This window comes from Sporosarcina sp. NCCP-2716, assembly GCF_023707985.1.
Taxonomy (GTDB): domain Bacteria; phylum Bacillota; class Bacilli; order Bacillales_A; family Planococcaceae; genus Sporosarcina.
This window is the reverse complement of sequence record NZ_BRCF01000004.1, coordinates 21,546-42,575: the sequence shown is the minus strand read 5'-3', so window position 1 is coordinate 42,575 and position 21,030 is coordinate 21,546. Positions and strand designations below refer to the sequence as shown.

Genomic DNA, 21,030 nt, shown 5'->3' with positions numbered 1-21,030 from the left:
CAGGAGCGATTCTGTGTACTTGACCATCGAGGAAACCGCTGAAAAATTAGGCATGCCGGCTGACCAAGTGCTGCGGTATGTCATGAACCAAAAAATCCGTGCAGTCCACGACGGCCGGGACTGGCTCGTCAATGAAGACCAGTTCGGCCTCTACTTCGAGCAGCTCGAGCAGCTCAAGCAGCAGATCGAGGAGTGGCGGAACGAACCGATTCCCCCGGACCGCGATATCAAAGACGAAGACTGAACAAACCGGCCCCCGCCGATGTTTCTCGACGGGGCCGGTTTTTTTGATGAATTCTAGTGAGAGCCGGGCGATTGGGACGCTGCCTAGTGACTGCTCCTCCGCAAAATGATGTCACTCGGGCAGAAAGAGGGCGCTCTAGTGACCGTTCTCAAGCATAATGACGATCCCCGGGCACTAGAACACTTTCCTAGTGACCGTCGTTGCGCACTATGACGCCGCGCGGGCAATAAGGACGCGCCCTAGTGACCGCTCTCCCGCATAACGACGGTCCCCGGGCACTAGAACACTTTCCTAGTGACCGTCGTTGCGCACTTTGACGCCGCGCGGGCAATAAGGACTCGCCCTAGTGACCGCTCTCCCGCATAACGACGATCCCCGGGCACTAGAACACTTTCCTAGTGACCGCCGTTGCGCACTATGACGCCGCGCGGGCAATAAGGACTCGCCCTAGTGACCGCTCTCCCGCATAACGACGGTCCCCGGGCACTAGAACACTTCCCTAGTGACCGTCGTTGCGCACTATGACGCCGCGCGGGCAATAAGGACGCGCCTTAGTGACCGCTCCCCCGCAAACCGATGGCCCCCGGGCACTAAACACACGCCAGCCTTCATCCAAAACACAAAAAAAGCACCCGGTTTCCGAATGGGGGAACCGGGTGCCGTACGAATGAGGTTAGGCGTTGACCAGCACAGCTTTTTCGATCGCCTGCTTCAAATCGGCGATGATGTCGTCTGCAGATTCCAGGCCGACTGACAAACGGATGAGTTCCTCAGTGACGCCGGATTTGACCAAGTCTTCCGCGGACAGCTGCTGATGCGTTGTGGACGCCGGGTGGATGATGAGCGATTTCGCGTCGCCGACATTGGCCACATGAGACCAGAGCGAAACGTTGTCGATCACGCGTCTGCCGGCGTCGCGTCCGCCTTGGATGCCGAATACGATGATGGAACCGGCACCATTTTTCAAGTACTTTTTTGCAAGCGCTGCGGTCGGGTGGCTTTCGAGGCCGGTGAATGTCACCCATTCCACAGACGGATGCTCAGATAAGAATTCTGCCACCTTCCGCGCATTCTCCCCGTGGCGCTGGATCCGCAGATGAAGCGTCTCCAGACCTTGGAGGAAGTTGAATGCACTGTCCGGATCGAGGCACGGACCGAAATCCCGGAGTCCCTGTACCCGGAGTTTCGTCGCGAATGCAGCGCCAGCCGTGTCGATGCCGTACCGCAGGCCGTGGTAGGTTTCATCCGGTTCGGTGAAGCCCGGGAACCGTCCCTGCGTCCAGTCGAACTTGCCAGCGTCGACGACAATGCCGCCGATTGTCGTGCCGTGGCCGCCGATCCACTTTGTCGCTGAGTGGATGACGACGTCCGCTCCGAATTCGATCGGATTGCATCCGTATGGGGACGCAAAGGTGTTGTCGATCAGGAGCGGGAGGCCGTTTTCGTGCGCGATGTCTGCGACTCTTTCAATGTCTAGCACTTGCAGACTCGGGTTGCCGATCGTCTCGGCGAAGATGCCTTTCGTCTTTTCCGTGATGGCGCTGCGGAAGTTTTCCGGGTCAGTTGAATCGACAAATTTTACCGTGATGCCGTACTTCGGCAGGCTGGTGGCGAACAGATTGTACGTTCCGCCGTACAGATTAGCGGCTGCGATGATTTCATCCCCTGCTTCAGCAATGTTGAGGATTGAGAATGCGATTGCCGCCATGCCGGATGAGAGTGCAACAGCCGCCGTACCGCCTTCAAGCTGTGCAATACGCTCTTCGAACACGGCAACGGTCGGATTCGTGATCCGGGTGTAGATATTGCCGGCTTCCTGCAGGGCGAACAGGTTCTTCGCCTGCTCTGTGTCCTTGAAGACGAACGACGTCGTCCGATGGATCGGGACGGCACGGGATCCGGTTGTCGGATCGGATTGCTGGCCACCGTGAAGCAGCTGTGTTTCGGGTTGTAAATTTGTCATATACCTAACCTCCGGAAGATAGTTTTGATGGAACTGTGCACACCGGACGGGTGATGGGGAAACTAAAAAGGCCCCCTTCAGAAAATAGAAGAGGACCTGCCATTGCTGGCACTTCCCCTTATCTTTCAGACCGCTGTAACAGGATCTGTAGGAAGTAGCACCTTTGCAAGCTGGTCTGCTTGCTGGTTGCCGGGCATCGTAGGGCCTAGTCCCTCCGCCGCTCTTGATAAGAGTTTGTGACTTATTCAGTTTTCCATCTTGGAACTGACTATACAGGCTCCGGATCCGGAAGTCAACAGGTAACTCAAAATAATTTGATAGTTTCGCGATTGACTAATCTAATCCCTTGCCAGCACTGCGTTTCAGCTGAAATAAAAAAAGCCCGGTTGCGTGAAAACCGGGCTCTTGTGTGAATGTCTGGCTTATTGGGCTGCGCCGTAGAAAATTTGGCCGCCTTTCAGATTGACGATCTTAAGCATACCTGTCCGTTTAACGAAGATGCTCTTGAACTGACCTTGGCCTTTGGCGTCTTTCAGCAAAATCGTACGTTCGTTATAATTGTCCGATACGACGACAGGAGTCAGGGCACTCAAGTCGACATGAGCTGCAAGTGTTCCGTATTCAGGAAGGCTGCTGATCGCACTTGACGGCTGTTCCGGTTTTACGGATGGCTGCTGTTCAGGTTTCTGTTCAGGCTTCACTTCAGGAGCCGGTGCAGCTGTATCCGCTGTCACGGTTGTCTGAAGGACGACCCCGCCGCCTTTTTCGCTGATCACTTTCAAGAGCCCTGTCTTTTTCACGAAGACACTCTTGTACTGCGTACGTCCGTAGCTGTCGGAGAAAAGGATCACCCGGTTTGATACGTTATCCTCTGTCACACGTGTTGTGAAAGCGGCCGGATCGATGACTGACGCAATTGACGCGTATTCTTCAAGACCTGTGATGTCCTGAGTGACTTGCTGTCCGTAGTTTGTGTTGTGCTGGACATACGAGTAGGAGCTCTGTGCGTCTGCCTGCTGTCCTGCGTGGGCGTACGTTGCTGCCTGGGCACCTCCTGCGGAAATCATCAGTGCGCTTACTGCTGTAATCAATGTCTTTTTCATCTTGTTCCTCTCCTTTTCCTGTTGGGATACTTATATCATAGCCCTGCTGTCTGAGGATTCCCTGAGATGGAAATTAGGAGATGATGAGAAAACCAACATGCGATTCTAATGTTTGAAGGATATAGAAAAAGAGCCGTCTATTATCGGCTCTTCACGAGTAATTCAACTGCTTCTTTTACGAGTGCTTCTTTCGCTTCCGGTGAATCGGAGAGCTCCTCGTCTTCCATGCAGCTGATCAGATTGGTGCTGACGATCAGACCGATTGTCCGGTCGATCGCTGAACGGGACGCGGATAACTGGGTGATGACGTCTTTACAGTCATCCTGCGCTTCGATCATCCGGAGCACGCCCCGGATCTGGCCTTCGATCCGCTTCAGCCGGTTTACAACTTTCGTATCGTATTCCATCTGTCCATGCCCCCTCTCTTCCCTCCACTTTATACCCCTTCCCGTATAAGGTCAACAGATTGCTTCCCTGGTAAATTAGAACAGCGCGAAATTGTTCGAATTATGTTATACTTATCTATGTTATTTCGTGTTCCAAACCATTGGGCCAACGTTTTACACTGTCTGTACACTGAATGGCCGTGGGTCTTCACCATTCGAACACTATCGAAGCAGACCAGAGGAGGGAATCGTTTGGCTTTTCCGCGTAAGGAACATCCTGTATCCGACTTCATTGCAGCCCGTCATATCGGTGAAAAGATATCATTCATCCGAAACGGGGTTTACGTGATCGGCACTATTCATAAGATATTGGAGAACTCCGTCATTGTGGAGATTTCCGAAGAGGATGCCGAACAGATCGGCGCCGCCTCTTCATTGACGGTCGTCGCCCACAAGAACTACACGGTCGTCTGACCGGATAGAAAGAGCCGTATCGGCAGCGCATCCGCGAACTGCCGATTTTGCTGTCCCGCTTTTCCTGCGCGGGCATGACGCAGAACGAATTTACATACAATTGAAAGGGGATTTCCTTACATTATGAAAGAACAAGTACTTGAACGGTTCATCCGCTATGCGAAAATCAACACCGAGTCTGATGACAGCAGCGCTTCGACGCCTTCCACGGACTGCCAGTGGGATCTGCTGCGTCTGCTGAAACAGGAATTGGAAGAACTCCAGATGGAAGACATCACACTGGACGACAATGGGTATTTGTTTGCGACACTGCCGTCCAATACGGACAAAGACGTCCCGGTCATCGGGTTCCTCGCGCACGTCGACACGTCACCCGATTACTCGGGCAAGGACGTCAAACCGCAGCGCCATGACAATTACGACGGAAGCGACCTTGTACTGAACGAAAACACCACACTGTCAGCCGAGCGGTTCCCGGAACTGAACAATTACATCGGCCAGACGCTCATCACGACAGACGGCACGACACTGCTCGGTGCTGACGATAAAGCGGGAATCGCGGAAATCATGACGGCGATGGCCTATTTGCAGGCACACCCCGAGGTCAAGCACGGCAAACTGCGTGTCGCCTTCACACCAGATGAAGAAATCGGACGCGGGCCGCATAAGTTCGACGTCAAAGCATTCGGCGCGGATTTCGCCTATACGCTGGACGGCGGCCCTCTCGGCGAACTTCAATACGAAAGCTTCAACGCCGCGGGTGCACGTGTCACGTTCTACGGGACAAATGTCCACCCGGGCACGGCAAAGGATAAGATGGTGAACTCCATTTTGCGTGCGCAAAAATTCCAGGCGGCGATGCCCTCCGATGAAGTGCCTGAACGGACGGACGGACGTGAAGGGTTCGTCCATCTGATGCACGTCGCGGGCTCGGTCGAGAAGACGGAACTTGATTACATCATCCGTTACTTCGACAAGGAAACATTCGAAGCACGGAAACAGCTGTTCCGCGATACGGTCGCCGAGATGCAGACGGAGTATGGCGCCGACGCTGTCACACTCGAGCTTGAGGACCAATACTACAATATGGGGGAAAAGATCACCCCGCATATGGAAATCGTCGAAATCATCGAAGAGGCATTCGGCAAGCTTGGCATCGAACCGGTCATCGAACCGATCCGGGGCGGTACGGATGGCTCCCAGATTTCCTATATGGGCATCCCGACACCGAATATCTTTGCCGGCGGGGAGAATTTCCACGGCCGCTATGAGTTCGTTTCTGCAGAGACGATGGAGAAAGCGGCGCAAGTCATCATCGAAGCTGTGCAGCTGTACGAAGCACGGGCGTAAGGAGGCGTCGGCATGAAAGGGATCTGGCTCGGTATACTCGCCGCCGTGTTTTTCGCGGTGACGTTCGTCCTGAACCGCTCCATGGAACTTGCAGGCGGCAGCTGGATGTGGAGTGCCTCGCTGCGCTACTTTTTCATGGTGCCATTCCTCTTCGCCATCGTCGGTATGCGCGGAGGGCTTCAGGCGATGAGCCGGGATATGCGCGCCCGTCCTTGGCCGTTTTTCGGCTGGAGCACCGTCGCTTTCGTCTTGTTCTACGGACCGCTCACCTTTTCCGCAGCCTACGCACCCGGCTGGCTGCTCGCCGGGACATGGCAGCTGACGATCGTTGCAGGTGTCCTTCTTGCACCGATCTTTTACCTGACCGTCCGGACACCGGCGGGAGAGCGGAAAGTGCGGCAGACGATCCCGGTCCCGTCGCTCCTCATCTCCCTCGTCATCCTCGCGGGAGTCGTGCTCATCCAGATTCCGCATGCCCAGTCGGTCACAGGGAAGGCGCTCCTGCTCGGCACGCTGCCGATCGTTGTGGCAGCGTTCGCCTATCCGCTCGGCAACCGCAAGATGATGGAACTGCTCGGCGGCTCGCTCGATACGTTCCAGCGGGTTCTCGGTATGACGCTCATGACGCTGCCGGTCTGGCTTGTCCTTGCGGGGTATGCCTGGCTGACGGTCGGGCTGCCGTCCTGGAGCCAGCTGTTCCAGTCGTTCGTCGTCGGCGTCAGCTCAGGGGTCATCGCAACAACGCTGTTCTTCATGGCGACCGATCTCGTGCAGCATGATCAGGGACGGCTCGCGGCGGTTGAAGCGACGCAATCGCTCGAGCTCCTGTTCGCGATGCTCGGCGAGATGCTGCTGCTTCACATGGCGCTGCCGGGACCTGTCTCCCTGGCCGGCACTGCCGTCATCGTTATCGGCATGTCGCTCCACAGCTGGCAGACGTCCGTTGCCGCCAGACGGCAGATCCAGCAGTCCGCATGAAAAAACTGTCCAAAACGACTCAATCGTTTTGGACAGTTTTTTTTCATCAGCTGGCGGCTTCATAGGCGCCGAGCAGTTCGACGGCCTCTTCCGCAAGCGACGTGTCGATCGCCTTGTCGAAGTCGATCTCTCCCTGGATGGCACCGTTCGCTTTGTACGTTTCATACTGCTTTTTAATGTCGTCAATGAACATCTTGCCGTCCGGATCGAGGCCGGTCACGAAGACTTTATCCCACAGTTTGGCGTCTTTCAGTGCTGTGTGCTTCACCATGATGTCGATGATTTCGTCTTCGTCCACATCCTCGAAGAAGGCGTCGTTATAATCGCGCACCCCTTTCAAGTAAGCGGCCATGAAGCGCAGCGACAGTTCTTCGTCCTCCATGAACTGCGGGGACGCGAGCACCATGGCGATCTGGGATTCCGGTGCATAGTCCGTCGTGTCGCCGAAGCGCAGGTGGAACCCGTTTTCGATGCCCTGTGCGATGAGCGGTTCGATGCTCAGAGCCGCGTCGACCGTACCGGAATCGAGGGCGCCGAGCATCGCGCCGAAGTCGGCAATGTGCACATACTCGACGTCGTCCTCCGTGAGGCCGGCGTGTTTAAGCATCTCCTCGTAGATGTAGCCGTCAATCGAGTTGCGGGAGGAAACCGCAATCTTCTTCCCTTTGAAATCCGGATAATCCATAATGACGTCTTTCATATGGTTGCCGATGACGAAGGAGAAATACGATTCGCCCGGCATGTTATGTCCTTTGTCAGCGATGATCCGCACGTCGATCCCCTGTGCGATGGCATTGAAGAACGAGGCTGTCGACACGCCGCCCGCAATCGAGACTTCCCCGGCAGCGAGCGCCGGCAGCATATCATCGCTGTTCGCGAAATCGGTGAATTCCACGTCTATGTTATAGTCTTCGAAATAGCCCCGTTCCTTCGCGATATAGAAACCGGCTCCCGATGCGGCGCCGTCCTCGGCAATGACGACTTTCGTCCGCTTCTCGAGCGGGCTGAGTGCGCCTTTTTCCGTTTCGTCAACAGGTTTTGCGGCCGGTTTCGTCTCCGGTTCTTTGTCTCCGCAGCCGCCGAGTGCAAGTGCGGCACCGATCACCAGTGCAAGCCCGCCTGCTTTCATCCACTGTTTCACACGCTTCCCCTTCCGTCATTTTCTTGTCTTCTGGACTTCCTGCTGCAAGTGTTTCCAAATGTCGACAAACTGGCCGGCAAGTTCCGGGTCTTTCCGGATCTCTTCGATTTTTCGAGGACGCGGACGGTCGATCCGCACTTCTTGTATGATCTTTCCGGGCTGAGCGCTCATGAGAAGAATCCGGTCGCTGAGCATGAGTGCTTCGTCGATGCTGTGGGTGATGAACAGCACCGTCTTCCTCGTCTCCGACCAGATCGAGAGCAGTTCTTCCTGGAGGATAAATTTGTTTTGTTCGTCGAGTGCTGCGAACGGTTCATCCATCAGCAGGATTTCCGGATCATTCGCGAACGCCCGGGCGATGCTCACCCGCTGTTTCATGCCGCCCGACAGTTCACTCGGGTACAGATGGGCAAACTTCGACAATCCGGTCTTCTCCAAATAGTAGGCGGTCTGTTCCGCGATGACCGATTTCGGCGCTTTCCGCATCTCCAAACCGAAGGAGACATTGTCACGCACGGTCATCCAGGGCAGGATGCCTTTCTCCTGGAACACCATGGACTGCAGCGGCCGGGCACTCTGTTCGGCATGGATCTTCAGCTCGCCTGCACTTTGCGTCTCGAGACCGGCGAGTATGCGCAGCAATGTCGTCTTGCCGCAGCCGCTCGGTCCGACGAGGCAGACGAATTCACCTTCGCCGACGTTGAGGGAAATGTCCTCGAGCGCCGTGACACTTCCTGTCTTCTTCACGAAGACTTTGGTCAATCCGCGCAGTTCGATTTTCGGTTTCATCTAATCACCTCCAAGGCAGCAATTTTTTCTGCAGTCCGCGCAGCAGCAGGGAAAAGACATAGCCGAAGAACGAAATCATGATGAGCCCGACAAACATGTTCTGCAAGAGGAACGCTTTGTAGGACGTCCAGATCAGATACCCGATGCCGGACGTGGCCCCCATCATTTCAGCTGCGACGATAGTGAGGAGGGCGATCGCCTGCCCCATCTGGATGCCTTCGAGCATGACAGGCAGCGCACCGGGAAGGGCGATTTTGAAGAAGAACTGCGATTTGCTCGCGCCATAGTTGCTCGCGACGTCCAGGTAGATCTTGTCGATGCTGAGCACGCCCGCTGCAGTATTGATGACGACGGGGAAGAACACACTGCCCGCAATCGTGACGACCTTCGACAGATCACCGATGCCGAACAGGATGATGATGATCGGCAGCAGGGCAAGCGTCGGGATCGGCATGAGCGCCATGACGAGCGGCGAGACGAAGTGCCGGACCGGTGTGTACAGGCCCATCAGCAGACCGACCAGTATTCCCGGGATGACACCCGCCAGGAAACCGAGGGCGATCCGGTACAGCGACACACCGACGTGTTCGGCGATCGCACCGCTCAGCAGCATTTCCCAAAACGTTGTAACGATCGCTGTCGGCGGCGGGAAAAACCGGATATCGAGCCCGCCCGTGCGCGACAGCAGTTCCCACAGGGCGAGCAGGAAGACCGGCGAGATGATCGTCAGCAGCTGCTGCGCCCGTGCTTTCACCTGCCTGCGTTTCCATTCGGTGCGCTCGATCTGCACCGGGTCTTGCGTTGTTTTCACTGGATGAGTCACGTTCACCACCTCACAGTACTCTATGCGTTCGCCTGTATTATCGGATGGGCAACTGCCAAAGGAAGTCAAAAAAAGCCTGCATCCGGATGTGGATGCAGGCTGTGTATCAGACCGTCTTGGTCGCTGTCTCTTTGATCTCCCTCCTGGCTGCGTAGATGTTGGCGACGATGACTTTGGCGACGCCATACACAGGGACGGCCAGGATGATTCCGACAAACCCCGCAATATTCCCCGCAGCAAGCAGGAGAGTGATGACGGTGAGCGGATGGATGTCGAGCGATTTCCCCATAATATTCGGGGTGATGAAGTTGCTGTCGATCTGGTTGGCCGCAAGGGTGATGACCCCCACCCAGATGACCAACTTCGGGTCTTGCGTGAACGCTATGAGAATCGCCGGCATGACCGCAATCCACGGACCGAGGAACGGGATAAGGTTCATGAACAGCGTGAAGACCGCGATGAGCAGTGCATATTGCAGGCCGATGATCCAATAGCCGATCAGGATAATCGTCGCAAGGATTGCACTGATCAGGAACTGCCCCTGGATATAGCTGCGGAGCACGTGGTCGATATCTTCAATCGTTTTCTTGACCCACATACGGCGCTTGCCGCTGAAATACTTGTAGATATTCGGCGCTAATTTTTCGTGATCCTTCAGCATGAAGATGAAGAAGAACGGTACGAGCACCAGGAGAACGATCGCCTGGACGAACGACTGAATAAATGATACGACCCAGCCGCCGAATTTCAGGGCATAGGACTGGATTTTATCCGCCGCACTGTTCAAAGATTCCTCAACCTGAGGAGGCAGATCCTTCTTCTGTTCCAGCGCCAAGTCCTTAAAGTGAACGAGCTCGCTCGTGATTTTAGGTCCATTGTCGATGAGATTGTTGACTTCCTTGGCAATCGGCGGGTAGACGAGCGCGGAGAATGCATAGATTCCCCCGGCCAATATAGCCAGGATGATCAGGATCGTTCCCCATCTCGGGACTTTTCGCTTCTCCAGGAACCGCTGGATCGGCTCCGTCATGTAATACAGCACACCGCCGACGATAAGCGGCAGGATGATCGCTTTGGCGATGATGCCGATCGGCGCAAAGATGTAGTTGATCTCCAGAAAGAACTTGATGATGAGCAAAGCGAGCAAAATGGCGATGCCCGTCTGGAACCATAATTTTTTCGTCACGAGGCAGCCTCCAGTCCTCCAATTTTTTGTATAGTTAGTACTAGTATACAAGTTACCCGCTGTGCTGTCGAATATGCGCAGACGTACAAAAACTCACCCCCGGCCATCGGAGGTGAGTTCGTTTTTCAGTCAGTCCCGCATTTCCAAGTAAGAGAGCGACACTTTCAAGTTGGCATTGCGCTCACGGATCGCATCGAGCAGCACTTGGTCTTTCGTATCCACTTTGCTGCGGATTGCGAATGTGTATAAGATCATTGTCCCGAGATTCGTCGTCTCGACTTGACGGAGCTGGTAGAAGTCCGTTTTTTCTTCCAGAATATCATCCAGCAGACTCTCATGGTTCAAGTTTTCCGGCACCGTCACTTTCAGCAGCTGCGTGTCCTTCCCTTTGCCATAATCGACTTTGTACAGCAGATAGAAAATCAGGCTGGCAAACAGTGTCAGTGCGATGGCGAGCGGAAACTGGAACAGCCCTGCTGTCATGCCGACACAGAGGCCGAAGAAAATATAGGCGATGTCCTTCGCGTTGGTGACCGCACTCCGGAACCGGATGAGGGAGAAGACCGCGAACAGACCGAACGCCACGCCCGCATTGCCGCTGACGACGTTCATGACAACTGACACGACGACACTCATCATGATGATCGTATGGACGAATGCCTGTGAATAGCGCTCTCCTGTGAATGTGATCTGGTATACTTTCGTGATGATTAAACTTAAGATGAACGCAAGTGCCATCGCGATGAGACTCATCCAGATGGTCGGCGCCCCCTCTATTCCATTAGATGTAAACAAGCTCGTGATCTGATCCATCTTCCATTCCTCCAATTATAGGTTCTTCCAGTTGTTTCGGTTCTGAACAGCCTGTTTGCGGCAGCACATCCCCGCTCAGCAGTTCCGTACTCGTGCAAAATTTCGATGCGCTGCGCTGTTCGCAGTTCAGCGTCTGCAGAATACGCGCAAGCCAGAGCGGTACGGCATGATCCACTTTCACTTCCAGCACGACGAGATCGGGGTCGATGAAATGCTCGCCATATGGTCCATGCTCGATGTGCAGGTCGTCTTTCCGGCATCTCAAATCGAAGTCGAACGTGATGCGCAATTCAGGGTCGGTCACGCCATGCAGCGCGTGCCGGCTGTAGCTGACGACCATTTCAGGCTTCAGATTGTAATAATGGCGGAAATAATCGATTTCCTTCATGACTTGCCGGTTCGACGTGTCGTAGTCGGACAGGTCCGTTCTGCCTTCATCCGCCAAATACCGGTACGCTTCCTTCAGCGGCAGCAGCATGCGTCGTTTGTTCACGACCTTCTTATGCTTCTGCTTCACTTCGAAGAACGCGGTGCTGTCCATATCGGCGTCGTCGTAAACGCGCAGCCGCAGTTTCTGCCGGTACTTCAGTTTGTTTTTCGTCTCGTAGTAGATCGTCTTGTCCGGGCTGTCGAAATACAGGCTCGTGACGGAATACTTGCCCGCTTTCCCATTTTTGTCATTGCGCATGCGCGGGCCGATCTGCTCGACCAGCTGCTCATACTGCCGGCGTGTGATCAGGTATTTCTGTTCTTTCCTGCAAAAGATCTCAATCGCCATCGTGTTCCCCCTCTTTCCTTCCGTTTTCCTTGTGATATCCACTTTACAGGGCGAAGATGGGAAACCGCTGATGATTCCATTAGAGAATGGTGAGAATGGTGTGAGGTGTGGGGGTGCGGGGTGTGTTTATGAGCGCTTTTTGGGATTTATGAGCGCTTCCCTGTTTTTATAAGCGTTCCACGAGATTTATAAGCGTTCCCCACACTCAACAAGCGCTCCACCATTCATATCAGCGCCCGGCCGATAAGATATCCCGGGTTTGACAGGACAAAATGGGGGAAACTAAAGGAATAGACTATACCAGAGGAGGCAATACATGATGAGAAAGAAATTAGCTCTTGCAGCAGTTGGTCTCGGTGCGGCCTACCTTATGCGCAACAAAGATGCACGGGATAAGATGTCGAAGCAGTTTTCGGACTTTGCCAATACACCGATGCGCGGTGACAAAGACAAAGACAGCAGCTCTTCCCACCAGACGGCACAGGCACATAAGTAAACAAGCAAGAAAAAACCGTTTCCCGGCAAAGGAAACGGTTTTTTCATGAGGCTATCGGGCTGCCTGTAATCTGTCGGCAGCTGACAAATCGGTGGGTCCTCGCAACTGGCTCAATCACGCCAGGCGGTTCTCGAAACCGAGGATTGGAATCCGGTCCTCCTCCACAACGATGTCGGAAAGCGGCAGTTCAATCATATAGGCGTCGCTTCCGTACGGCAGGACAGCGACTTTTTTTGCAGCAAACGGGTTATGGGTGACGAGTTTCACGAGTCCGGTCCGGCTGTCCGCGCCTTCGATGGCAAACCGGTGGCCCTTCAGGATTGCATATGGAACGATCTCGTAAGCATCGTCGAGTTCCCGCATGTCGACCGGCCGGACAAACGACAGATGCGACCCTCCTATTGGGGAAAACCCGTTATCCAGATCCGCAGCATCCGTAGTCGTCAAATAGATCTGCCGGTTCCTTGAACTGATTTCATACTCGTTCCCTTTCCAGCGAGCGAATCTTCCTCTTCGAATCATCCCGTCACCTCCGAGCTATGAAGTTCCCTATCTATCTATGAGTATACAGACAATACAGAGTCTTCAATAGACATGATTCGTCCTATTTCTCACTAAGTGTGAAGGCTTAGGGCCTGCCGCACACTTAGTAGGTAGTAACTATACCCCGATCGGCATCGGGTTTAACCTGCTTGCCGCCGGGGTATAAAGTTACTATTACAGCACAGGGAGGTTTTTCGGATGAGTGAAGATCACGGTTTTTCAGATAAGGTCAAAGGCGCCGTCAACAAGGTGAAAGGCGAAGCAAAAGACCAGTATGGAAATGCAACAGGTGATATCGGAAAACAGGCAGAAGGCAAATTCGACAAGATCAAAGGCGAAGCACAGAAGGAAGTCGGCAATTTCAAGGACGACCGCGACCGCCGCTGAACCGCAAGTAAAGAGCTGCACGGCTCAGGGACGATTGTCCATGGGCCGTGCAGCTTTTTTTGATGAAGAAAACCGGCCTTCCGGCAGCCGGTCTGTCATAAGTGATTGGTGTTGATCCGCGGGTAGCGGCCGGCGTTTTCTTCTGCCTGGATGTCTTCCTCCGCATTTTCGAGCGGGACTCCGCTGTTCGTCACTTCCCCTTCACTGTCGAATGGTGAAGGCGCTGATTTGCCCGTCTGCGTGCCTGCCGGGTCATGGTGTCTTGGTGTGTCCGGGTCATCCATCACGAACAGGGCGACGCCGCCGTCTTTGACTTCATTGTAAAACGCCTGTGTCTGCTGCTCGTTGAACCCGAGCTGGTCGAACGCCTCTTTTGCAGGCTCTGTGTCCGTGAATAGGAACTTCATACGGGCGAGCCAACCGTCCTGTTCGCGTGTCGGCAGGACGATATCCGTCTGGTCTTCCAGCTCGCGGTCGTTGTCCTCGGTATTCGAAACCGCGAAAATTTCGTCTTTCGTGTATCCGAGCGATTTCAGCTCTGTGATCTTGGCCAGCACGACGTCGCTTGACTGGAACGTGCCGACATACCGTTTCCGTTTCATGGCTTCCTTCACTTCCTTTCAAATTTTAAAGTCCAGCTGCCATTACTGTAAGTATTCCCCGAACTGCGCGGATTAGAAACCAATTTGCGGGAAGGTTTAGTTTTTCGAGTTAGGTGAATACTGTTAGTATCAACTAAAAGGAGTGAACGCTTGGATGGACGTTAAAGGCAAGGTGGAAAGCGAATTGCAGAACATGGACAGTGAGAAGAAAGAGGACATCCTGAACAACTTCAACCGTTTCAAGTCGTATTTGGCAGACCAGGTGGCAAAAGGTGAAAAGTTAGGGCTGAGTGATAACCAGCTGGCAAAGGCGACTGAGCTGGTGGCAAGCTACCTCGCGAAACACGAAGAACCGAAGAACCGCGAGCAGAACGTCCTGCAGGAACTCTGGAAAGTCGGAGACAAAGACGAACAGAAAGCACTGTCCAGCCTATTGCTGAAACTCGTCAAAGCGGAGTAACTCCTATAAGGAGGGCAAGCCCCATGGAAGAGAAGAAAAAGCCGTTCACAGCCGATGACCGGAAAGATGTCATCGAACCATACATGGACAATCCGGAAGGCATCAAGACCGATAAGGAATCCCTCTTCGACATGCATGAGGACATGCAGACCGTCGATGCTATTCCGATGGAAGACGCCAAGCTCGATTGGGACGATGAGAAGCAGGTAAACCACCGTGAGACAAAAGACAACTCGCAATCGGAAGAGGAATTTGAAGGTCGGTAATGACCACAGCAGACACAGGGAACTCCAGTCCCTGTGTCTTTTATTTCCCGGGGAATAAGTGTTCCGATGACCCGGGACCGAGCCTTTGCAACTGACCGGGCAACCCCGTAAAATAGAAGACACAATCGACTTGAAAAGGGGTTTTTCCGATGTTGCAGGAACGGCTGTATTATAAGGATCCATACCGGACGAGCTTTACGAGCACTGTGATCCGTGAGGGAACGGATGAGCAGGGGCGTCCCTTCGCCGTGCTCGAGAATACCGCTTTTTACCCGACTGGCGGCGGGCAGCCGCACGATACAGGAGATCTCAGCGGCTCAGCTGTCACCGATGTCGAGGAAACCGGCGGTGAAGTCCGCCATTACTTGGAACGGCCGCTAGGGACAGGGACTGCGGTGACCGGCACGGTCGACTGGGCGAGAAGGTTCGATCATATGCAGCAGCATACCGGCCAGCATATCCTGACCGCAGCGTTCGTCGAACTGTTCGGCTATACGACTATCAGTTTCCACTTGGGGCAGGAAATCGTCACCATCGATCTGGCCGCGGCAGATGTCACGGCGGACGAACTGGCGGCTGCCGAAGCGCTCGCCAATCAGGTGATCCTTGAAAACCGGCCGATCGGGACAAAGTGGGTCACGAAAGAGGAGCTCGGTCAATACAACTTACGCAAAGACGTCAGTGTAGAGGAAGAGATCCGGCTGGTCATCATCCCGGACTTCGACACGAACGGCTGTGGCGGCACCCATCCGGCATCCACCGGACAGGTCGCTGCCCTGAAAATCCTGTCTGTGGAAAAGCAGAAGAAGAACACACGTGTCCACTTCGTCTGCGGAGGACGTGTCCTCGACCAGCTCGGCACTGTCCACGGGGAACTCACGAAGACGGCCCAGCTGCTGAGCGCTCCGCTGAAGCAGACAGCATCTGCCGCAGAGCAGCTGCTGGAGACCGCGCATTCCCTTGAAAAACAGCTGGAAGCGGCAAAAGAGGAACTGCTCGACCGGGAAGCGGCGAGCCTGGCAGGCCGGAAATCAGGAATCATCCGGCAGACCTATGACGGCTATTCGATGCAGGAACTTCAGAAATTGGCGAAGAAGACACTTGCGGTCCGCGAGCAGGCAATCGTCATCCTCGTATCGGAGACGTCGGACAAACTCCAGTTCGTCGTCTCACGTACCGCTGCGCTGAAAACGGATCTCCGGACGGCTTCGTCGATCGCGCTGCCGGCCATCGAAGGCAAAGGCGGCGGCTCCGCATCGACAGTTCAGGGCGGCGGAGCCAAGCTCATCACTGCCGACGAACTGGCCCGGCTGCTCGAGCGCTCCATCCCGGTATACGCATAGTAGAACGCAAAAACCCCCTCCCGTCCGGATCTTTCCGGTTGAAGAGGGGGTTTTCGTTATTTCTTGCTGCCGATAACCGCTTCCCAGTCGATTGTGCCGGCTTTGACTTCATCACGGCGTTCTTTTGTCATCGAATCCGATGGGCGTCCGCCATTCGGCCAGTCTTTGTCATGATGCGCAAATTCCGGACGGTCCTGCGATAGGATGAATGCGGAGACGTCCGCCACTTCCTGGTCGGACAGACTGCCCTCGTTCCCTCTCGGCATGTTGTTCTTGACGTAGCCTGCCATTTTCGTCAGGCGGGCAATCCCCGCTCCGTCGTTGAAGGAACCTTCACCCCACACCTTCGGACCCGTGTTTGCACCGTTGCCGCTGCCGTCGGACGCATGGCACGAGGCACAGGACTGCTGGTACACTTTCTCCCCGTCGGCAACGTTCGGGACAGGCATGTCATCGAAGCTGTTCTGATGGCGCCAGCTGAGTTCGGCACCGACCGGGATTCCTTCTGAAATGTATGTCATGTAGGCGACCATGGCATTCAGATCGGGATCGTCTTTCTCGAATTTCTGCCCGTCCATGCTCCGCACCATACAGCCGTTGATGCGGTCTTCCAGTGATACGATCTTGCCAGAGCGCCCGATATACATCGGATAGACGGCAGACATGCCGACCAGGGAGGAAACTTCCTCATCGAGCCCGGCACCGGCGTGACAGCTTGTGCAGGACAGCTCGTTAACCCGCTTTTCACCGTCTTCGGCCGAAGGGGCTTCGCTGCGCAATACGTTTGACGTGTCATTCACCAGTTCGTACCCCCGTTTGATGGCTTCACCCAGTTCATCGTCCGGCACGTCATCCATCGATGGCGGGTTGTACTGGATTTCTCCGCTGTCCGGCACGTCAGGCTGTGCGACTTCGGTGATGTCCTCAGCTTCCGATGCTTTGTTGGATTTCAGCTGGAAGGACATAAGCACAATCGTCAGTGCGAATACAGCCACCAATATAGTTAGGACTAAAGTCGATGTCTTTCTCATTTTTAATCGCCTCCTACTTTTGAGACTATCGTATCATCTCCGGCACACGAAATATATAACATTAAACTAATTTCGATCGAAATAGGGAATACCCTTACCAGCCCCGCCCCCCGGTCTGTTCACTCATGGCCGAGGACTTTTTCCCAGTCGATCGTGCCTTCCTTCACTTGCTGCTGCTTCTCCTTGTCCATAATATCTTTCGGTCCGTCACCGTCCGGCCAGTCATCTGCACTGTCCGGAAACTCCGGACGTTCCTGTGACAGGACAAACGCCGAGACATCGGCCGCTTCCTGAGGGCTTAGCGATCCGGGTGCGGTCATCGGCATGTTTTCCAGGACGAAGCCCGTCATTTTCGACATCCTGGCCATGCCTGCCCCATCGTTGAACGAGCCTTCCCCCCACAGTGCGGGACCGGTAGTCGGACCGGAACCGGAGCCGTCCGCCGCATGGCAGGTGATACATGACTGCTGATAGATCCCCCGCCCGTTCTCGACGTTCGGGATCGGCACTTCATCCACTTCGTTCTTCCCGAGCCACGGCAGATCAGCCCCTTGAGGAATCCCTTTCGATATGTATGTCAAATAGGCGATCATGGCATTCAGGTCTTCGTCGTCGGGATCAAATTTTTCATAGTTCATGCTCCTCACCATGCATCCGTTGATGCGGTCCCCTATCGTCGCGATTGCGTCGTTCCGCGAGCGGTATTTCGGATACTGGGCGGTGACTCCGACGAGCGAAGAGACATCCTTGTCCAGACCGGCACCCGCATGGCAGCTTGTGCATGCGAGCTGGTTGACCACGTCCTCCCCGTCCGTCGCTTCGGCTTTCTCCCGCAGCAGATTGGACGTATCCATCATGAGATCATAGCCGCGCTGGATCGCCTCCCCTTCCGGACCGTCCGGCAGATCATCCATCGACGGCGGATTGTAGGCGATCTCCACGTCGTCCGATACGTCATTCAAATTTCCGGATTGGATGGCCTGCCCGTCTTCCTTGTCCTTTTTCAATTCGTTCGCCATAATGAAAATTACGACAAGCCCAATGAGTGCCAGTACACTCAGCACCCATGCAGATTTGTTACGCATGAAAAACCCCTCCTCTTATTATGTTTTGATCAATTAAATGTAAGCAGCCGTTACGGGGGCAGCTGCCGGCAGCTTATGTACAGACGGATTCGCAATTCTCTTCCCTCGGAGCTTCCAGGTAAAACATCGGCCTGCCGGGTTTCCTTTCATCCGGATTAGGATAAAAGGGGAAGAGAGGGGTTTTGCGTCAGTAACGAGCAAGGACTCAGGAGAGGAAGCGTGCGGATGATAACTTTTGACCATGTCACGAAAACATATGACGGCACAGCCAATGTCGTGGAAGAGATCAATTTCACTATCGGCGAAGGGGAGTTCTTCGTGCTGATCGGCCCGAGCGGCTGCGGCAAGACGACCACCCTGAAGATGATCAACCGGCTCATCCCGCTGACAAAAGGGACTATCCGGATCGGGGATAAGCGGATCAGCGAGTACCCGGTCCACGAACTGCGGAGGCAGATCGGCTATGTGCTGCAGCAGATCGCCCTGTTCCCGCATATGACGATCGAAGAGAACATCGCCATCGTGCCGGAGCTGGACAAATGGGAGAAGGCGCGGATCCGGGACCGGGTCACCGAATTGCTGACGATGACCGGCCTCGACCCTGAGACATACCGGAACAGGAAGCCGAGTGAACTGTCCGGCGGCCAGCAGCAGCGGGTCGGCGTCGTACGGGCGCTCGCGGCGGATCCCGACATCGTGCTCATGGATGAACCGTTCAGTGCGCTCGACCCGATCAGCCGTTTGAAGCTCCAGGAAGATTTGCTGCACCTGCAGCGGACGATCCGGAAAACGATCGTCTTCGTCACGCACGACATCCAGGAGGCGCTGAAGCTCGGCGACCGGATCTGTATCATGAAAGACGGAGCGGTCGAACAGCTCGGGACGCCGGATGAAATACTGGCAGCACCTGCAACGCCGTTCGTGAAAGAGTTCATCGGCAGTCATGGAACGAAGCCCTTCGTCCTGCGCGATTACATGCAGCCTGTCCGTGCCGGTTCGCCGGACGGAAAACCTTCCATCGTTCTGGACGCCGACTGGAGCACCGTCCTCGATGCGCTGCAGTCCTCAGACACCGTCTATGTGACGGACAGCAGCGGACAGACGGCCGGCATGCTCACGAGATCGGCTGTCTTTGATTACCTGGCTGCGCAGGAACGTGAAAGGACGGCGACATGATGAGCCACTTTGCAGACGTATTCAAAGAACGGAAAGGGGAACTGGCGGGTGCCCTGTTCGAACATATCCAGCTGTCTTTCATCGCCCTCTTCTTCGCCGTCCTGATCGCCATCCCGCTTGGCATCTACTTGACGAACCGGAGGCGGATCGCGGAAAGTGTCATCGGCGCGAGTGCCGTCCTGCAGACCATCCCGTCGCTCGCATTGCTCGGATTGCTCATCCCGCTGCTCGGTATCGGGAAAGTCCCCGCCATCATCGCACTTGTCGCCTACGCCCTGCTGCCGATCCTGCGCAATACATACACAGGCATCCAGGAAGTCGATCCCTCTTTGAGGGAAGCCGCCACAGCGATGGGCATGACGAACCGGCAGCGTCTCGTGAAAGTCGAACTGCCGCTTGCGATGCCGGTCATCATGGCAGGCATCCGTACGTCAATGGTGCTCATCGTCGGGACAGCTACGCTTGCTGCGCTGATCGGCGCGGGCGGGCTCGGTGATCTGATCCTGCTCGGCATCGACCGCAACAATCCGTCGCTCATCGTCCTCGGTGCGGTTCCTGCTGCGCTGCTTGCACTCGCTTTCGATTTCCTGCTGAAGAAATTCGAGGGGCTGCCGTTCAAAAAGGCGGCGGCCGCATTGGCGGTCTTCTTCCTGGCCGCCCTGCTCGTAATTGTCGTGCCGCTGTTTGCAAACGGCTCGAAGAAAGAGTTCGTCATCGGAGCGAAACTCGGTGCCGAACCGGAAATCCTCATTAATATGTACAAGCTGCTGATCGAGGATGAAACCGATCTGACCGTGGAACTGAAACCCGGTCTCGGCAAGACATCGTTCGTCTTCAACGCGCTGAAGTCAGGAAGCATCGACATGTATCCGGAATTCACCGGCACGGCACTGTCCGAGTTCCTGAAAGAGGACGCCGCGAGCAATGACCGCCAAGAAGTGTACGAACAGGCACGGGACGGCCTCGTCAGCCAGTTCGACATGGCGCTGCTCGAGCCGATGTCGTATAACAATACGTATACACTGGCCATCTCGAAAGCATTCGGGGAGCAGACCGGAATCACCGCCATCTCGGACCTCGCCTCCGTCCAGAACAATGTCAAAGCGGGCTTCACCCTGGAATTCAACGACCGCGAAGACGGCTACAAAGGCATCCGGAAACTGTACGGCCTCGACTTCCCGTCCGTGAAGACGATGGAGCCGAAACTGCGCTATCAGGCCGTCCAGTCGGGCGATATCAACCTCATGGATGCGTATTCGACGGACAGTGAACTGCAGGAGTACGAGATGACCGTGCTCGAAGACGATAAGGAGCTCTTCCCTCCGTATCAGGGCGCTCCTCTGCTGCTGCAGAAAACGCTCGATAAACATCCGGAACTTGAAGACGTGCTGAACAAGCTCGCCGGCAAAGTGACGGATGACGAAATGCGGGATATGAACTTCCGCGTCAACTCGGGCGGTGAACAGCCGGCCGACGTGGCCCGCCAGTACTTGGAGGAAGCAGGATTATTGAAATGAACATAGCCAGCAGAAACTCCGGTAATCGGTGTCTCTGCTGGCTTTTCCTTTTGTGACGAAGGGCCTTTTGCAATCCGCTCTCCATGTGCGCTATAC

The 21,030-nt window shown here is 55.0% G+C and carries 24 protein-coding genes and 1 riboswitch; of the genes, 11 read left to right on the top strand and 13 right to left on the bottom strand.

From position 1 onward, the window contains the following. Positions 1-13 precede the first annotated feature (13 nt). Positions 14-244 (top strand): excisionase family DNA-binding protein, encoded by a 231-nt coding sequence (locus NFU03_RS07530; protein ID WP_251637541.1) that lies wholly within the window; start codon positions 14-16, stop codon positions 242-244. 673 nt (positions 245-917) lie between these two features. On the opposite strand, the gene NFU03_RS07525 is transcribed toward NFU03_RS07530, so the two are convergent. The 3 genes from NFU03_RS07525 to NFU03_RS07515 form a co-directional block, all read right to left on the bottom strand. Further along, positions 918-2,207 (bottom strand): O-acetylhomoserine aminocarboxypropyltransferase/cysteine synthase family protein, encoded by a 1,290-nt coding sequence (locus NFU03_RS07525; protein WP_251637540.1) that lies wholly within the window; start codon positions 2,205-2,207, stop codon positions 918-920. Between the two features lie 115 nt (positions 2,208-2,322). Beyond that, a riboswitch (SAM riboswitch) is annotated at positions 2,323-2,440 on the bottom strand. A 189-nt stretch (positions 2,441-2,629) separates the two neighbouring features. Beyond that, entirely contained in the window at positions 2,630-3,310 is a 681-nt protein-coding gene (locus NFU03_RS07520) for a hypothetical protein (RefSeq protein ID WP_251637538.1), read from the bottom strand. Positions 3,311-3,450: 140 nt separating this feature from the next. After that, positions 3,451-3,717 carry a metal-sensitive transcriptional regulator gene (locus NFU03_RS07515; RefSeq protein WP_251637536.1) on the bottom strand — a complete coding sequence of 89 codons (267 nt, stop codon included), beginning with the start codon at positions 3,715-3,717 and terminating at the stop codon, positions 3,451-3,453. A 231-nt stretch (positions 3,718-3,948) separates the two neighbouring features. Between NFU03_RS07515 and NFU03_RS07510 the strand changes: the two genes are divergently transcribed. The 3 genes from NFU03_RS07510 (at position 3,949) to NFU03_RS07500 (ending at position 6,498) form a co-directional block, all read left to right on the top strand. Continuing rightward, positions 3,949-4,170 (top strand): DUF2187 family protein, encoded by a 222-nt coding sequence (locus tag NFU03_RS07510; RefSeq protein WP_251637534.1) that lies wholly within the window; start codon positions 3,949-3,951, stop codon positions 4,168-4,170. Positions 4,171-4,293: 123 nt separating this feature from the next. After that, entirely contained in the window at positions 4,294-5,520 is a 1,227-nt protein-coding gene (pepT, locus tag NFU03_RS07505; protein ID WP_251637532.1) for a peptidase T, read from the top strand. A 12-nt stretch (positions 5,521-5,532) separates the two neighbouring features. Then, positions 5,533-6,498 carry a DMT family transporter gene (locus tag NFU03_RS07500; protein ID WP_251637530.1) on the top strand — a complete coding sequence of 322 codons (966 nt, stop codon included), beginning with the start codon at positions 5,533-5,535 and terminating at the stop codon, positions 6,496-6,498. A 46-nt stretch (positions 6,499-6,544) separates the two neighbouring features. Here the strand turns inward: NFU03_RS07500 and NFU03_RS07495 are convergent, their stop codons facing one another. From NFU03_RS07495 to NFU03_RS07470, 6 genes are all read right to left on the bottom strand, one after another. Then, the gene (locus NFU03_RS07495; RefSeq protein WP_251637859.1) at positions 6,545-7,627 is read right to left on the bottom strand and encodes an ABC transporter substrate-binding protein; all 1,083 of its coding nucleotides are present in this window, start codon (positions 7,625-7,627) and stop codon (positions 6,545-6,547) included. Between the two features lie 27 nt (positions 7,628-7,654). Further along, positions 7,655-8,428 (bottom strand): ABC transporter ATP-binding protein, encoded by a 774-nt coding sequence (locus tag NFU03_RS07490; RefSeq protein WP_251637528.1) that lies wholly within the window; start codon positions 8,426-8,428, stop codon positions 7,655-7,657. A 4-nt stretch (positions 8,429-8,432) separates the two neighbouring features. Then, positions 8,433-9,218: an ABC transporter permease gene (locus NFU03_RS07485; protein WP_398290064.1), complete on the bottom strand. Its 786-nt coding sequence runs from the start codon at positions 9,216-9,218 to the stop codon at positions 8,433-8,435. A 139-nt stretch (positions 9,219-9,357) separates the two neighbouring features. Beyond that, complete coding sequence (locus tag NFU03_RS07480; protein WP_251637526.1) at positions 9,358-10,437, bottom strand: AI-2E family transporter; 1,080 nt, start codon at positions 10,435-10,437, stop codon at positions 9,358-9,360. Between the two features lie 129 nt (positions 10,438-10,566). Beyond that, positions 10,567-11,250 (bottom strand): DUF4956 domain-containing protein, encoded by a 684-nt coding sequence (locus NFU03_RS07475; RefSeq protein ID WP_251637524.1) that lies wholly within the window; start codon positions 11,248-11,250, stop codon positions 10,567-10,569. Next, entirely contained in the window at positions 11,219-12,028 is an 810-nt protein-coding gene (locus tag NFU03_RS07470) for a polyphosphate polymerase domain-containing protein (protein ID WP_251637522.1), read from the bottom strand. Before NFU03_RS07470 ends, NFU03_RS07475 begins: the two co-directional genes overlap by 32 nt. A 319-nt stretch (positions 12,029-12,347) precedes the next feature. Here NFU03_RS07470 and NFU03_RS07465 point away from each other — a divergent pair, with 319 nt between their 5' ends. Continuing rightward, positions 12,348-12,524, top strand: coding sequence for a hypothetical protein (locus NFU03_RS07465; protein ID WP_251637877.1), 177 nt, complete (start codon positions 12,348-12,350; stop codon positions 12,522-12,524). 114 nt (positions 12,525-12,638) lie between these two features. Here NFU03_RS07465 and NFU03_RS07460 read toward each other — a convergent pair whose 3' ends face one another. Continuing rightward, on the bottom strand, positions 12,639-13,046 hold the full coding sequence (locus NFU03_RS07460) for a hypothetical protein (protein ID WP_251637520.1): 408 nt from the start codon (positions 13,044-13,046) through the stop codon (positions 12,639-12,641). Between the two features lie 219 nt (positions 13,047-13,265). Between NFU03_RS07460 and NFU03_RS07455 the strand changes: the two genes are divergently transcribed. Continuing rightward, positions 13,266-13,454 (top strand): CsbD family protein, encoded by a 189-nt coding sequence (locus NFU03_RS07455; RefSeq protein ID WP_251637519.1) that lies wholly within the window; start codon positions 13,266-13,268, stop codon positions 13,452-13,454. A gap of 95 nt (positions 13,455-13,549) precedes the next feature. Here NFU03_RS07455 and NFU03_RS07450 read toward each other — a convergent pair whose 3' ends face one another. Next, positions 13,550-14,056 carry a general stress protein gene (locus NFU03_RS07450; protein ID WP_251637517.1) on the bottom strand — a complete coding sequence of 169 codons (507 nt, stop codon included), beginning with the start codon at positions 14,054-14,056 and terminating at the stop codon, positions 13,550-13,552. 154 nt (positions 14,057-14,210) lie between these two features. Between NFU03_RS07450 and NFU03_RS07445 the strand changes: the two genes are divergently transcribed. The 3 genes from NFU03_RS07445 (at position 14,211) to NFU03_RS07435 (ending at position 16,125) form a co-directional block, all read left to right on the top strand. Continuing rightward, entirely contained in the window at positions 14,211-14,516 is a 306-nt protein-coding gene (locus NFU03_RS07445; RefSeq protein WP_251637515.1) for a DUF3243 family protein, read from the top strand. 23 nt (positions 14,517-14,539) lie between these two features. Next, the gene (locus NFU03_RS07440) at positions 14,540-14,782 is read left to right on the top strand and encodes a hypothetical protein (protein ID WP_251637513.1); all 243 of its coding nucleotides are present in this window, start codon (positions 14,540-14,542) and stop codon (positions 14,780-14,782) included. Positions 14,783-14,931: 149 nt separating this feature from the next. Next, the gene (locus tag NFU03_RS07435) at positions 14,932-16,125 is read left to right on the top strand and encodes an alanyl-tRNA editing protein (RefSeq protein ID WP_251637511.1); all 1,194 of its coding nucleotides are present in this window, start codon (positions 14,932-14,934) and stop codon (positions 16,123-16,125) included. 56 nt (positions 16,126-16,181) lie between these two features. On the opposite strand, the gene NFU03_RS07430 is transcribed toward NFU03_RS07435, so the two are convergent. After that, entirely contained in the window at positions 16,182-17,156 is a 975-nt protein-coding gene (locus NFU03_RS07430) for a c-type cytochrome (RefSeq protein ID WP_251637510.1), read from the bottom strand. Positions 17,157-17,275: 119 nt separating this feature from the next. Beyond that, complete coding sequence (locus NFU03_RS07425; protein ID WP_251637509.1) at positions 17,276-18,241, bottom strand: c-type cytochrome; 966 nt, start codon at positions 18,239-18,241, stop codon at positions 17,276-17,278. 225 nt (positions 18,242-18,466) lie between these two features. On the opposite strand from NFU03_RS07425, the gene NFU03_RS07420 reads away from it, so the two are divergent. Beyond that, positions 18,467-19,417 (top strand): ABC transporter ATP-binding protein, encoded by a 951-nt coding sequence (locus tag NFU03_RS07420; protein WP_251637508.1) that lies wholly within the window; start codon positions 18,467-18,469, stop codon positions 19,415-19,417. Beyond that, positions 19,417-20,934 (top strand): osmoprotectant update ABC transporter permease/substrate-binding subunit OpuFB, encoded by a 1,518-nt coding sequence (gene opuFB, locus NFU03_RS07415; RefSeq protein ID WP_251637507.1) that lies wholly within the window; start codon positions 19,417-19,419, stop codon positions 20,932-20,934. The genes NFU03_RS07420 and opuFB overlap by 1 nt, the downstream gene beginning before the upstream one ends. The last annotated feature ends 96 nt before the right edge of the window (positions 20,935-21,030 follow it).

Bases quoted from the DNA above. Each gene is read 5' to 3' on its own strand.
- NFU03_RS07465 (WP_251637877.1), top strand. From the start codon at position 12,348: ATGAGAAAGAAATTAGCTCTTGCAGCAGTTGGTCTCGGTGCGGCCTAC.
- NFU03_RS07455 (WP_251637519.1), top strand. From the start codon at position 13,266: ATGAGTGAAGATCACGGTTTTTCAGATAAGGTCAAAGGCGCCGTCAAC.
- NFU03_RS07470 (WP_251637522.1), bottom strand. From the start codon at position 12,028: ATGGCGATTGAGATCTTTTGCAGGAAAGAACAGAAATACCTGATCACA.
- pepT (WP_251637532.1), top strand. From the start codon at position 4,294: ATGAAAGAACAAGTACTTGAACGGTTCATCCGCTATGCGAAAATCAAC.
- NFU03_RS07500 (WP_251637530.1), top strand. From the start codon at position 5,533: ATGAAAGGGATCTGGCTCGGTATACTCGCCGCCGTGTTTTTCGCGGTG.
- NFU03_RS07490 (WP_251637528.1), bottom strand. From the start codon at position 8,428: ATGAAACCGAAAATCGAACTGCGCGGATTGACCAAAGTCTTCGTGAAG.
- NFU03_RS07420 (WP_251637508.1), top strand. From the start codon at position 18,467: ATGATAACTTTTGACCATGTCACGAAAACATATGACGGCACAGCCAAT.
- NFU03_RS07520 (WP_251637538.1), bottom strand. From the start codon at position 3,310: ATGAAAAAGACATTGATTACAGCAGTAAGCGCACTGATGATTTCCGCA.
- NFU03_RS07495 (WP_251637859.1), bottom strand. From the start codon at position 7,627: ATGAAAGCAGGCGGGCTTGCACTGGTGATCGGTGCCGCACTTGCACTC.
- NFU03_RS07440 (WP_251637513.1), top strand. From the start codon at position 14,540: ATGGAAGAGAAGAAAAAGCCGTTCACAGCCGATGACCGGAAAGATGTC.
- NFU03_RS07425 (WP_251637509.1), bottom strand. From the start codon at position 18,241: ATGCGTAACAAATCTGCATGGGTGCTGAGTGTACTGGCACTCATTGGG.
- NFU03_RS07435 (WP_251637511.1), top strand. From the start codon at position 14,932: ATGTTGCAGGAACGGCTGTATTATAAGGATCCATACCGGACGAGCTTT.
- NFU03_RS07525 (WP_251637540.1), bottom strand. From the start codon at position 2,207: ATGACAAATTTACAACCCGAAACACAGCTGCTTCACGGTGGCCAGCAA.
- NFU03_RS07445 (WP_251637515.1), top strand. From the start codon at position 14,211: ATGGACGTTAAAGGCAAGGTGGAAAGCGAATTGCAGAACATGGACAGT.
- NFU03_RS07450 (WP_251637517.1), bottom strand. From the start codon at position 14,056: ATGAAACGGAAACGGTATGTCGGCACGTTCCAGTCAAGCGACGTCGTG.
- NFU03_RS07515 (WP_251637536.1), bottom strand. From the start codon at position 3,717: ATGGAATACGATACGAAAGTTGTAAACCGGCTGAAGCGGATCGAAGGC.
- NFU03_RS07430 (WP_251637510.1), bottom strand. From the start codon at position 17,156: ATGAGAAAGACATCGACTTTAGTCCTAACTATATTGGTGGCTGTATTC.
- NFU03_RS07475 (WP_251637524.1), bottom strand. From the start codon at position 11,250: ATGGATCAGATCACGAGCTTGTTTACATCTAATGGAATAGAGGGGGCG.
- NFU03_RS07460 (WP_251637520.1), bottom strand. From the start codon at position 13,046: ATGATTCGAAGAGGAAGATTCGCTCGCTGGAAAGGGAACGAGTATGAA.
- opuFB (WP_251637507.1), top strand. From the start codon at position 19,417: ATGAGCCACTTTGCAGACGTATTCAAAGAACGGAAAGGGGAACTGGCG.